The organism is Zunongwangia endophytica (assembly GCF_030409505.1).
Classification (GTDB): Bacteria; Bacteroidota; Bacteroidia; order Flavobacteriales; family Flavobacteriaceae; genus Zunongwangia; species Zunongwangia endophytica.
Map to the genome: position 1 here is coordinate 3,390,694 of NZ_JAUFPZ010000002.1, position 11,358 is coordinate 3,402,051.

General features: G+C 35.1%; 11 protein-coding genes and 1 tRNA gene. All 12 read left to right on the top strand.

From position 1 onward, the window contains the following. Positions 1-321 precede the first annotated feature (321 nt). The 12 genes from QWY91_RS14820 (at position 322) to serS (ending at position 11,340) form a co-directional block, all read left to right on the top strand. Positions 322-684 (top strand): hypothetical protein, encoded by a 363-nt coding sequence (locus tag QWY91_RS14820; protein ID WP_290236278.1) that lies wholly within the window; start codon positions 322-324, stop codon positions 682-684. Next, positions 684-2,447, top strand: a complete 1,764-nt coding sequence (locus tag QWY91_RS14825; RefSeq protein WP_290236279.1) for a tetratricopeptide repeat-containing sensor histidine kinase — start codon at positions 684-686, stop codon at positions 2,445-2,447. Before QWY91_RS14820 ends, QWY91_RS14825 begins: the two co-directional genes overlap by 1 nt. Then, positions 2,444-3,061, top strand: a complete 618-nt coding sequence (locus QWY91_RS14830) for a response regulator (RefSeq protein WP_290236280.1) — start codon at positions 2,444-2,446, stop codon at positions 3,059-3,061. Before QWY91_RS14825 ends, QWY91_RS14830 begins: the two co-directional genes overlap by 4 nt. A 605-nt stretch (positions 3,062-3,666) precedes the next feature. Next, positions 3,667-3,748, top strand: a tRNA-Leu gene (locus QWY91_RS14835). Positions 3,749-3,927: 179 nt separating this feature from the next. Further along, positions 3,928-4,380 carry a DUF5640 domain-containing protein gene (locus QWY91_RS14840; protein WP_290236281.1) on the top strand — a complete coding sequence of 151 codons (453 nt, stop codon included), beginning with the start codon at positions 3,928-3,930 and terminating at the stop codon, positions 4,378-4,380. Positions 4,381-4,523: 143 nt separating this feature from the next. Next, positions 4,524-5,201, top strand: coding sequence for an outer membrane beta-barrel protein (locus tag QWY91_RS14845; protein ID WP_290236282.1), 678 nt, complete (start codon positions 4,524-4,526; stop codon positions 5,199-5,201). Positions 5,202-5,313: 112 nt separating this feature from the next. Beyond that, positions 5,314-6,255, top strand: coding sequence for a ribose-phosphate pyrophosphokinase (locus QWY91_RS14850; RefSeq protein ID WP_290236283.1), 942 nt, complete (start codon positions 5,314-5,316; stop codon positions 6,253-6,255). 85 nt (positions 6,256-6,340) lie between these two features. Further along, the gene (locus QWY91_RS14855; RefSeq protein WP_290236284.1) at positions 6,341-6,982 is read left to right on the top strand and encodes a 50S ribosomal protein L25/general stress protein Ctc; all 642 of its coding nucleotides are present in this window, start codon (positions 6,341-6,343) and stop codon (positions 6,980-6,982) included. A 132-nt stretch (positions 6,983-7,114) separates the two neighbouring features. Continuing rightward, positions 7,115-7,744, top strand: a complete 630-nt coding sequence (gene pth, locus QWY91_RS14860) for an aminoacyl-tRNA hydrolase (RefSeq protein WP_290236285.1) — start codon at positions 7,115-7,117, stop codon at positions 7,742-7,744. Between the two features lie 6 nt (positions 7,745-7,750). Further along, on the top strand, positions 7,751-8,689 hold the full coding sequence (locus QWY91_RS14865) for a bifunctional riboflavin kinase/FAD synthetase (RefSeq protein WP_290236286.1): 939 nt from the start codon (positions 7,751-7,753) through the stop codon (positions 8,687-8,689). Further along, on the top strand, positions 8,679-10,001 hold the full coding sequence (locus QWY91_RS14870) for an HTTM domain-containing protein (RefSeq protein ID WP_290236288.1): 1,323 nt from the start codon (positions 8,679-8,681) through the stop codon (positions 9,999-10,001). Before QWY91_RS14865 ends, QWY91_RS14870 begins: the two co-directional genes overlap by 11 nt. A 67-nt stretch (positions 10,002-10,068) precedes the next feature. Next, on the top strand, positions 10,069-11,340 hold the full coding sequence (serS, locus tag QWY91_RS14875) for a serine--tRNA ligase (protein ID WP_290236289.1): 1,272 nt from the start codon (positions 10,069-10,071) through the stop codon (positions 11,338-11,340). The last annotated feature ends 18 nt before the right edge of the window (positions 11,341-11,358 follow it).

Below are 11,358 nucleotides of genomic sequence, written 5' to 3' on the forward strand. Positions count from 1 at the left end.
CTATTATAAAAGTTTGTTCTAAAGTCTATAAATGGCGCGGTCTCTAAGGCTGCGCCATTTTATTTTAATGCTATTCCTACCGGTAATTGCCCTTGTTTTGTAAGTTTGAAAGTGAATTCTTACAAATCGCAATTATAAGGAATTAATTATATTCCAAGACTTGTTAAGAAAAACTTAATTCAGTTTAGATAAAGAGGCCTTTTTTTATATAAAAGTTGCTAAATAGAAGAAACTACGCGGATTTTGATAATTTCTGAAACTAACTTGAAAGCCTTAAAATATTTGTTAATTTTAGATGAAATATAAATCTAAATTTTACAAATGAGCAACTCTAGCGCGAATCCACTTTTTTATGTGGATAATTTACAAAAAACCAGTGACGATCAATATACTGTTGATTTGCATTTGCCTGAAAATTTCAATTATAAAAAATATGTCGTAGTTGGTAATAGTGCATTAATTTCAGATATTTTAAAAGTACAAATTACAGTTACAGGAGATAAAGCGATAGCTCCTGTTGATGTATCTGTAGTAGAAACGATAGATATAAATTTAAGCGAACAGAACTTCAAGTATTTAAAATTTAAAATTGTCTGGAAGCTACCTGTAGGATTGGGCGGCGGCGTTGGCGATCCTGAAGATGAAGAAACTGTGGGAGAAAGTGTTTTAAGAGGTCAAGGATAATGAAAAAACTACTGGCTTTTTGTGGATTTGCATTTTTTGGGCTGGTTTCTTGTTTTGCGCAGCAAGAGCTGTTGGATAAAGCGGAAGCTTCTAAAGAAGCGGATAATTATCAACTATCTTTAGATCTTCTAGCAGAAGTTGACACCACCAAATTATCGGTTCCGCAAAAAGCCAGGTTTTATTACTTACAAGCTTCTAATTATAAATTCAGAAGGGAAGATTCAGAAGCCTATCCTTTATTATTAAAGGCCAAAAAACTATACACTACAATAGATAGTTTAGAGAGAGTAGCAACCATAAATCTGGAACTCTTTGAGATAGTAAAAAATATTGGTAGTGATCAATTACATTATAAAGAATACATCAATGAGTATTTAGATTATCATCTTTCACAAAATAATTCCAAAAATTTAAGAAAAGCTTATTATCGGATTGGAGCCAACTTTGCTAAAAAGTCGACGGTAGATAGTTCGTTTAAATACTTCAGAAAAGGACTAAAATTAATAAAGATAGATAAGGATACCTTGGCTGAAGCCGATATGCTAAACAATTTTGGGGTATTATATAATGAATTTACATCTCAAAAGGATTCTGCATTATACTACTTTAGCAAAGCATTAAAGTTGTATAAAAAACAAGGTCACTCTAGCGGTATACAATCAAGCTACCAAAATACTGCTAGTGCTTATAAAAAATTAGGAGAATATGATAAAGCTATTGCAAGTTATCAAAAGGCAGATTCAATTTTAGGGAAACGATATCGTAAAAGTAACAAGCGTTTTTTATATGATTTAATGGCAAAAACCTACGAGCTTGCCAATAAACCAAACAAAGCTTTAGAATATTATAAACTAACCCAAGCCTATCAGGATAGTTTAAACCTGGAAGATCAGGAAAAAGCGATTTACGATATCCAAACCAAGTACGAGGTTCAGAAAAAAGAAAATGAGAATCTTCGTTTAAAACAATATCGAACTTGGTTGTTTTCGGGTATAATTTTGTTAGTACTGTTATTGGTCGCTAGTTATTTGGTGTACCGTAACCGTATTGCAAAAAAACAACTTCAAATTAAACAGTCGGCTTTAGAAAAAAATCAGTTAGAAAAACAATTAAAAGATCAGGAATTAGCCGGTTTAGATGCCATGCTAGAAGGGCAGGAAAAAGAACGCCAGCAAATAGCAAACGATCTTCATGATAATTTAGGTGGCTTACTGGCAACCTTAAAGTTGCATTTTCAGAATTTAAAAATTAAAACAGGTCGTTTACGAGATGAGCAAGACGAGTTGTTTAAAACTACCGATTCGCTGTTAGATGAAACCTATCAGCAAGTCAGGAATTATGCCCATCAGCGTAACGCCGGTCTTAAAACCAGCGAAGGATTAGTGCCTTCTATAAAAAATTATGCCGCTAAAGTAGCTACAGGTAGTAGTCTTGTAATTCATATCGAAGATCATGATATGGAAAGGCGTCTGGAAACTAGCCAGGAGATTACACTTTTCCGTATTATACAGGAGCTAATTACCAATGTTATTAAGCATGCAGCAGCTTCAGAAATAATTGTGCATATAACGGCTTTCGACGATCATATTAATATTATGGTAGAAGACGATGGTAAAGGTTTCGATCCTACTACCATTAAAGAAAATAACGGCATGGGCTTAGCATCTATAATTAAACGGATAGAACATATTGGCGGAAATGTAGATGTCGATAGCCAATTAGGTAGCGGTACAACAGTAATTTTAAATATCCCAATATCATGATACGAGTAGTACTAGCAGAAGATCATTTGGCAGTAGCCGATGGAATTATAGCGTATTTTAAATATCACGATCACATTTCGATTATTGGTCAGGCTACTAATGGTAAAGAATTGCTAGCATTAGTAGAAAAAAATATTCCCGATGTGGTATTAACAGATATTAGAATGCCGGTTATGGATGGGATTGAAGCTGCAAAACTTATAAAAGCAACATTCGATAGGATTGGGATTATCGCTTTTAGCATGTTCGATCAGGACGAAGCGGTCGATAAAATGCTACAAGCCGGTGCAACGGGATACTTATTAAAGAATTCGCCATTATCTGAAATGGAAAAATCGATAATGGATGTTGCTGAAGGAAAATTATATTACGATCCTAATTTAAGTTTAACTACTGAAGCTTCTAAAACCGAAAGTAAAGGCATACTTACCAAACGACAAGTTGAAATCCTGAAGTTAATTGCAAAAGGTAGAACCAATCAAGAAATAGCAGATGCTTTGTTTATAGGGAAAACAACAGTAGAAACGCATCGTAAAAACATGATTAGGAAATTAGATCTCCACGGGCCTGGAGAATTATTGCGCTACGCGTTACAATCTAAATACGAATTTTAAAATATACCCTCGTTAAGGTATGTTTTGATGCTGTATGAAAAGGTACATTTGGATTAATAGTTCATAATACTAGAAGTTCTTAATAGTGTTGATGAAGTATTTCGTTCAATTTCTCTATTTCATTTTTATGAAATTAATCTCCCGGCTTCTCAAGCCGGGAGATTTTGTTTTCTACTAATTTGAGATATAAAAACCTAGAGCTGAAATTCTTAGTTTTTGTAAGTTATTTTAAGATGAAGTAGCAGCGGTTTTCTGGTTTCGATTTCTTCATCTTTAGGTAATATTGCTAACAATTATTGAAGCTAAATTTTACATTTAGATCAATTGCAGCTAACAGGTTTGTAAGATATTTTCTCTTTTTTTGATGTTGATTCTGTTTGTAAGTTATCCCAATTTACAATCAACTTAAGGAGCTTGCTCTTTAAGGAAATAAAGATACAGGTCTTAGGACGTGTATCATCCTTTTGTTTCTTAAATCCACCTCTATCCCGAGGTGGATTTTTTTTGGAAAGCGTTTTTAGATTTTATACTGAATTTTCAAAAAACGGATTTTTAAATAAAAATGCATTAGATATCGAATAATTTTTTAATTTTGCCGTCCAATTGCCTTGGTGGCGGAATTGGTAGACGCGCTGGATTCAAAATCCAGTTCTTTCGGGAGTGTGGGTTCGATTCCCACCCAAGGTACAAGAAAGCTGAGATAAAGATCTCGGCTTTTTTTATATCTAAAAATTATAGTTCTTCGATAATATTGATTTTCAGATATTTATAAGGTTCTTTTTACTGAAGATCTACAAGCGGCCTATTGCTAGTGCTTTTTTAAGCTAGTTTTGTTAATTTGGATGCCTATTTTAAATTTCAGATATATGAAGAAATTGTTCTTTTGCCTTGGTATTTTATTGTTTTTTCTAACAACATCATGTAATTCTGATGATGGCTATGATGCTGATCCTGATCTAGAAACAAGAAGAAAATGGCTGGTTAATGAAAATGAATGGAAATTTAGTGGGCTTAATTTCATAGATGTTAATGAAAGTGATCCTGCTATCATTGCAAATTTAGAACAGCAGTTAAAAAATAGTCTGGAACAAAACGTATATATTTTCAATGAAGATGGCACGGGTAGTTTAATTGCCAGGCAGAATAGGTACGCTTTCAACTTTAAAGTCAGCGAAACAGAAATAACCCTAACCGGCGGCATTCAGGACGTTTGGAATGGTTATGATATAGATAATGGTGCCTTAACATTCTTCACGAAAGGTGAGAGTTATATTTCTGGTAAAAACTTGAGTTATGCCGTTCGGCTAACTTATAAGTGATTACTGAAACTACTTAATCATACATTATTTCAAACCGATATTGATTACATATCGTTAATATAGTGCTAATTAATAAATTTTTATCAATCTTAAGTTCGGTTTGAAATGTAAAATTCATAATTTTCCGCCCCCAATTCTATTTTATGAAAAATATATTAGCCTTATTGTTGTTATTCTTTTTTACTAGCGTTGTCGCTCAGGAGTCTAAATTTGGATTAACAGCAGGTTTTAACTATTCGTTACAATCTCATAATGGAGATTTAGTAGGAGGTCCAAATTTGCATTTTGCTCCAGATGCGACATTCGGAGGGCAGGGAGGAATTTTTTACGAAAGAACCTTTGGTAAATTTTTAATTCGTCCTCAAGTTCTATTTTACAGGTCTAGGGGAGAATATGAATTTCCAAATTCCTCACCTATTTTTACATTAGATAAATTGAATTTTGAATTATTGTTTGGATACGAAATCTTCAGGAATATCGATCTAGTAGTTGGTCCAGGATATCAGAATATAGTGAGGAATGATTTCGATGTTAGAGGAGAGGACTTGAGAGATAATATGAGTAATCTGAATATAGTTTCCGGGTTTAAGCTCCAATTGAATGAAAGATTGGAACTAAGTTTAATGTATGATTGGACTTTCGACTCCGATGAGAATCAAACTGCCGTTTTACCATATGATGGTTCAAACCAAGTTTTTTTATTAGATGATGCTAGAGTTAACATACTAACTTTAAATGTTCATTATGCAATCTTTACGAATCAAAATAAAAGTAGAGCTAATAAAAGAGCGAAAAGCGGCGGTCGCGGCTGTTATTTCTAAATCTTCAGGTTGTTTAATTGATTTTTGCAGATTTAAAATTAGAAGTTCTTTGCACAGAATTAATTTCTAAATTTGCAACGCAACTATTAATTAATAATTAAACAACACAACAATGAATACTCCTTTAACCGAAGCTAAGATTTTTAGCTGTACCCAAAGCCGGGGTCTTGCAGAAAAAATAGCAGCTTCGTACGGTAGTAAATTAGGGAACGTGATTACCTCTACGTATAGTGATGGTGAATACCAGCCGTCTTTCGAGGAATCTGTGCGTGGCGCTCGATTGTTTATTATCGGTTCTACTAATCCAGGAGCAGATAATTTAATGGAAATGCTGTTAATGCTAGATGCCGCTAAACGAGCTTCAGCCAGACACATTACTGCGGTAATGCCTTATTTTGGATGGGCAAGACAGGATCGAAAAGATAAGCCGCGAGTTCCTATTGCTGCAAAAATGATTGCGAGTATTCTAGAAACCGCTGGTGCAACGAGAATTATCACTATGGATCTTCATGCCGATCAGATTCAGGGATTTTTCGAAAAACCTGTAGATCATTTATTCGCTTCAACCGTATTTCTTCCTTACTTAAGAAGTTTAAATTTAAACGACTTAACGATTGCATCTCCAGATATGGGTGGTTCTAAAAGAGCTTACGCGTATTCGAGAGCTTTAGAAAGTGATGTGGTTATTTGTTATAAGCAAAGAGAGAAGGCGAATATAATTTCTCATATGGAATTAATTGGCGATGTAACCGGTAAAAATGTAGTGCTGGTTGATGATATGGTAGATACGGCAGGAACACTAACTCGAGCAGCAGATTTAATGATGGAGCGTGGCGCATTAAGCGTTCGTGCTATCTGTACACATCCTGTACTTTCGGGTGATGCTTACGAGCGAGTAGAAAAATCAAAACTTCAGGAACTTATCGTAACCGATTCTATTCCGCTAAGAAAAAAGTGCGATAAAATAAGAGTTGTTAGTTGTGCCGATCTATTTGCAGATGTTATGCAACGTGTACATGGTAATCGTTCGATTAGCTCTAAATTTTTAATGTAATCTTTTTCTGCTAAAAAATTTAGAATCAGACTTTAATATCTCAGCAAAATGTTGCAATTTTGCACTCCTTAAAAATAAATAAGAAATGAAGTCAATTACGATCAAAGGATCTAAAAGAGAAAGCGTAGGTAAGAAAGCTACTAAAGCGCTACGTAATGCTGGACAGGTTCCTTGTGTATTGTATGGTGGTGATGCAGAGCCATTACACTTTACAACCGAGGAAATTTCATTCCAGCACTTAGTGTACACACCAGATGTACACACTGTAGTAATCGAGTTGAAAAGTGGAGAAAAGTACAATGCAATTCTTCAGGATATTCAGTTTCACCCAGTGACTGAAAACATCCTTCACGTTGATTTCTACGAAATATTTGACGACAAGCACATCACTATGGAAATTCCAATCCATACCGTTGGTGTTGCACGTGGTGTTAAGAATGGTGGTGTATTAAGATATAACTTACGTCGTTTAAAAGTACGTGGTTTACCAGGAGACCTTCCAGATTACATCGAGGCAGATGTTACTAAATTAAAAATTGGTCAAAAACTTTATGTTACAGCTGTAGATAGCGAAGACTATAAAGTTCAGCACCCAGAAAATACAGTAATTTGCCAGGTTAGAACTTCTCGTAATATCGTTGCTATCGAGGATGACGAGGACGATGATGTTGATCCACAGGATGTACCATCTACAGAAACAGATGATGTTGCAGCGGTAAAAGAATAAACGCTTTTATTTCTGAATATTATTATAAAATATCCCGTATCATTTTTGATACGGGATATTTTTTTTCAAGAACTTTAGCATTGCCATTATTAAAAGCAAGGCGAAAATTTTATCTTTACCAAAAGAAATAAAATGCTGTCGTTCTTCGGAAGAATTTTAAAAAGTAAGAAAGCTACAGAAGAAGATATTGATCCCATGAAGAAATTTTTAATCGCGGGCCTAGGGAATATAGGTCCAAAATATGAAAATACACGCCACAATATTGGTTTTAAAATTTTGGATGAATTAGCAGCGAAACAGGAAGCTGTGTTTACCACACAAAAACTTGGGGATGTTGCGCAGTTTCGGTTTAAAGGTAGAACATTTGTTTTGCTGAAGCCAAGCACGTATATGAATCTTAGTGGAAAGGCTGTTAATTATTGGCTTCAGAAAGAAAAAATCGCCGTAGAAAATCTACTTGTAGTAACCGACGATCTAAATCTACCGTTTGGGACTTTGCGCCTTAAAACAAAAGGAAGTGATGGTGGGCATAATGGTTTAAAAGATATCCAAAATCAGCTTAATACTACAAAGTACAATAGATTCAGATTTGGGATTAGTGCTGAATTTTCCCAAGGTCAACAAATCGATTATGTACTTGGCGAATGGGGCGAAGAGGAGCGTAAAAACATGCCAGAACGATTAGAAAAATCGGCCGAATTAATAAGGTCTTTTGGTACAGCAGGAGTTTCTAATACAATGAATTCATTTAACGGAAAATAAAGAGCCTTGAAAATACATAAAGGAGCGCATGAGTTTGAAAGTGACAAACCAACGGTTGTAACCATTGGTACGTTTGATGGAGTGCATGCAGGGCATAAAAAAATTATAGCACGTTTGGTCGATAGTGCAAAGGCCAACAATTTAGAATCTGTAATTCTTACATTTTTTCCGCATCCCAGAATGGTCTTGCAAAAAGAAAGCGGAATCAAATTGATCAATACTATTTTAGAGCGTACCGAGATTTTAGAGCAAAGTGGTATGGATCATTTGGTAATCCATCCTTTTACCATGCAGTTTTCCAGGCTAAGTGCCAGAGAGTTTGTAAAAGATATTCTGGTTGAAAAATTAAAAGCCAAAAAAGTAATTATTGGTTATGATCATCGATTTGGTAGAAATCGTACAGCAAATATCGATGATCTTAAAGCTTTTGGAGAAGAGTTTGATTTTGAAGTTGAAGAAATTACAAGACAGGATATCGAAGAAGTAGCCGTAAGTTCTACAAAGATTCGAAATGCTTTAGAAGAAGGACTTGTAGAAAAAGCTAATACTTACCTGCAGTATCCATTTTCTCTGGAAGGAAAAGTTGTAAGAGGTCGTGGTCTGGGGAAAGATTTTGGTTATCCTACCGCCAATATTAAAATTGAAGAAGATTATAAGCTTATACCTAAAAATGGCGTTTATGTAGTAAGATCTATAATAGACGACAAGAATTACTTCGGAATGATGAGTATAGGAACTAATCCTACTGTAGGAGGCGTTTCAAAAACTATCGAAACTTACTTCTTTGATCTGGATAAAGATCTTTATGAGAAAAATTTAAAGATCGAATTACTTATAAGAATCAGAGACGAGAAAAAATTTGATTCGGTTGAAGAATTGAAAACAGCAATGCGTCAGGATCAGGCATTTTCTATGCAATATATAAAAGATAATTATGTGGAATAAATGGCTTTTTAAGCAGGTAGATAATTCAGGATTAGTATTTTTTAGAATTGCTTTTGGATTATTAATTGCGCTTGAGGCTTTTGGAGGTATTTTTACAGGATGGGTACGCCGCACCCTGGTAGAACCAAATTTCACCTTCAATTTTATAGGTTTTGAATTTTTGCAGCCACTGCCTGGAGACCTTATGTATTACTACTATGGTCTTATGGGAGTTTTTGGCCTTCTGGTTATGATTGGCTTTAAATATCGATTTTCGATGGCCTGCTATACAATTATGTGGGCTTCGGTTTATTTAATGCAAAAGTCATCGTATAACAATCACTATTACCTTTTAATGCTGCTATGCTTTATCATGGTGTTCTTACCGGCGCATAGAGCATTATCTTACGACGCCTGGAAAAACAAGGCCATTCGATCACTATCAATGCCAAGATGGGTTTGGCTCTTTATTGTAATCCAGTTATTTATAGTGTACACGTTTGCTTCAGTAGCTAAATTATATCCCGATTGGTTGGATGCTACAGTGCCAGAAATGTTAATGCGTGGCAAGAAAGACTTTTGGCTGGTAGGCGAATTTCTTCAGCGAGATTGGATAAAATGGGTAATTGCTTATTTCGGGTTAGTTTTCGATTTATTAATTGTTCCGATGCTACTCTGGAAGCGAACGCGTCTTCCGTTTTTTATACTAGCGGTATTCTTTCATTTATTCAATAGCTTTATTTTTCATATTGGGATATTTCCGTATTTATCTTTAGCATTTTGTGTGTTCTTTTTTCCAACAGAGCAAGTGAACAAATATTTACTTCGGAATAAAAAAGCGCATTATGACGGTGATGAAGTAATAGTTCCGCAGCAAAAAGGATTGTTGAAATTGGCCATAATCGTATGGTTTGTAGTGCAAATTTCCTTACCGCTACGCCATTGGTTTATTAAAGACAATGTTTTGTGGACAGAAGAAGGGCATCGTCTTAGCTGGCGTATGATGCTTAGAACAAAAAGCGGAAGGGCAACTTTTAAAGTGGTAGAAAAAGGCACTACAGATACGATATTCGTTAAAAAACAAGACTATCTTTCTAGAAAACAGCGCAGGGCGATTAATTCAAAGCCCGATATGATCTGGCAATTTTCTCAACGCTTGAAAGATGAATATGCGGCGCAGGGCAAAGACGTACAGGTTTTTGTAAATGCACGAGTTGCGGTAAACGGGAGATCTTACGAAAGGTTGATAGATCCTAAAGTGGATATCGCTAATGAGGAGTGGAATCATTTTGGGCATCACGATTGGATTTTGCCTTCTAATTTAGATAAATAATTAGCTTCGCTTTTATTACATTTGCGAGTTCAAAATATTATTAACGGCGATAAAATTAATTGGCCTTATGTTACAAGTTAACAACATCAAAGAGCATAAAGACGCGTATATCAAAGCGCTTAAAAAAAGAAATTTTGATGCTGAATCTATTTTTGATGAGGTATTGAGTTTAGACGAAACCCGTCGATCGACTCAAACCAAACTTGATGATACTTTGGCCGAATCTAATAAGCTTTCTAAGCAAATTGGATTGATGTTTAAAAATGGAGAACATCAAAAAGCTAATCTTTTAAAAGAGAAGACAGGCAAATTAAAGGAAGATTCTAAAAAATATTCAGAGCTTTTGGCAAACAGTATTGCAGAGTTAGAAAAGCTACTTTATACAGTGCCAAATATTCCTACAGAATCGGTTCCTGCTGGAGTAAGCGAAGATGATAACGAAGAAATCTTTAAAGAAGGTGATATTCCTGTTTTAGCGGAAGGTTCTTTACCGCATTGGGAGCTTGCAAAAAAATACGATATTATCGATTTTGAGCTTGGAAATAAGGTAACAGGTGCAGGATTTCCCATTTATAAAGGAAAAGGTGCAAGATTACAACGTGCGTTGGTTTCTTACTTTTTAGATAAAGCAGTAGATGCAGGATATTCAGAATATCAATTGCCATTAATGGTGAACGAAGCTTCTGGTTACGGTACCGGGCAACTGCCAGATAAAGAAGGGCAAATGTATCACATCACTGAAGACGATCTTTATATGATTCCTACTGCAGAGGTGCCAATTACAAATATGTATCGTGGTAATCTTTTAACAGATAAAGATTTTCCAATCGCCTGTACAGGTTATACGCCTTGTTTTAGAAGAGAAGCGGGATCTTATGGTGCGCATGTTCGTGGTTTAAATCGTTTACACCAATTTGATAAAGTAGAATTGGTAAGAATCGAAAAGCCCGAAAATTCTTATGATGCTTTAGACGGTATGGTAAATCACATCAAAGACCTGCTTAAAGATCTAAAATTGCCCTATCGAATTTTAAGACTTTGTGGTGGCGATTTAGGTTTTACTTCAGCATTAACTTATGATTTCGAAGTATTTTCTACCGCGCAGGATCGTTGGTTAGAAATTAGTTCTGTTTCAAACTTCGAGACCTTTCAGGCGAATCGTTTAAAACTGCGATACAAAAACAAAGAAGGTAAAAAAGAACTGGTGCATACGCTTAATGGAAGTGCTTTGGCCTTACCAAGAGTTTTAGCCGGGATCTTAGAGAATTACCAGACAGAAAACGGAATTAAAATTCCGGAAGTACTTGTTCCTTACACCGGTTTCGATATGATCGATTAAGAATTTATTTATTCTATA